Genomic DNA, 1,166 nt, shown 5'->3' with positions numbered 1-1,166 from the left:
GGGTTCTTTTCGCCTTTCCCTCACGGTACTGGTTCACTATCGGTCGATCACGAGTATTTAGCCTTGGAGGATGGTCCCCCCATCTTCAGACAGGATTTCACGTGTCCCGCCCTACTTGTCGTACACCTAGTTCTTCCATTCCGTCTTCGCCTACGGGGCTATCACCCACTATGGCCGCACTTTCCAGAGCGTTTGGCTGACGGTACGGATAAAGAGTACAGGCTGGTCCCATTTCGCTCGCCACTACTTTGGGAATCTCGGTTGATTTCTTTTCCTGCGGCTACTTAGATGTTTCAGTTCGCCGCGTTCGCTTCACTGAGCCTATGTATTCAGCTCAGGATGACCCATTCGGGCCGGGTTTCCCCATTCGGATATCGGTGGATCAAAGCTTGTTTGCCAGCTCCCCACCGCTTTTCGCAGGCTACCGCGTCCTTCATCGCCTGTGATCGCCAAGGCATCCACCACATGCACTTGTTCGCTTGACCCTATAACGGGTGTGTCTCGCGGTGATTGCTCACTTCGGACCCACTCGCTACAGGTTGAGTATTCGTGTTGCGCCGTATTTCAAGGCAATCTTTCGATCACTTAAAAATACATTGATACAATCACAACCCTGATTCACCTACTCCACACCCATCTCTAAGTGTGTTCCGGATGAATCTCTTTACTACTTCTTCCTGATTGTTAAAGAACGACAGCCGATAGGGTGTTACCCACATCGCTCTGACTGGCTCAATCGCCAATGCTTGTCTCACTGAACCGCAAATACCTTTCGATGTTTGCATCAATGACACCAGCATTGAGGATTGGTGGAGGATGACGGGATCGAACCGACGACCCCCTGCTTGCAAAGCAGGTGCTCTCCCAGCTGAGCTAATCCCCCAGTCTACATACTTCAGGGGGACTGCCCGTCACAGACAGTGGTGGGTCTGGATGGATTCGAACCATCGACCCCCGCCTTATCAAGACGGTGCTCTAACCGACTGAGCTACAGACCCCTGAGTCTGTCTTTCTTACAGCCGACAAGTGTGAGCGCTTTAACGCGTGTGAGCGATGAGCTCTGGAAAGGAGGTGATCCAGCCGCACCTTCCGATACGGCTACCTTGTTACGACTTCACCCCAGTCATGAATCCTGCCGTGGTGACCGTCCTCCTTGCGGTTAGACT

At 52.6% G+C, this 1,166-nt stretch carries 2 tRNA genes and 2 rRNA genes; all 4 read right to left on the bottom strand.

Features of this window, described 5'->3' with window-relative positions:
• Positions 1-485 (bottom strand): 23S ribosomal RNA (locus AB4Y40_RS42735); the annotation flags it as partial.
• Between the two features lie 322 nt (positions 486-807).
• Positions 808-883 (bottom strand) — tRNA-Ala (locus tag AB4Y40_RS42730).
• Positions 884-921: 38 nt separating this feature from the next.
• Positions 922-998 (bottom strand) — tRNA-Ile (locus AB4Y40_RS42725).
• Between the two features lie 66 nt (positions 999-1,064).
• A 16S ribosomal RNA gene (locus tag AB4Y40_RS42720) occupies positions 1,065-1,166 on the bottom strand; the annotation flags it as partial.

This window comes from Paraburkholderia sp. EG287B, assembly GCF_040965595.1.
Lineage (GTDB): Bacteria > Pseudomonadota > Gammaproteobacteria > Burkholderiales > Burkholderiaceae > Paraburkholderia.
The sequence above is the reverse complement of the archived record's forward strand: the minus strand, read 5'-3'. Positions and strand labels throughout refer to the sequence as shown.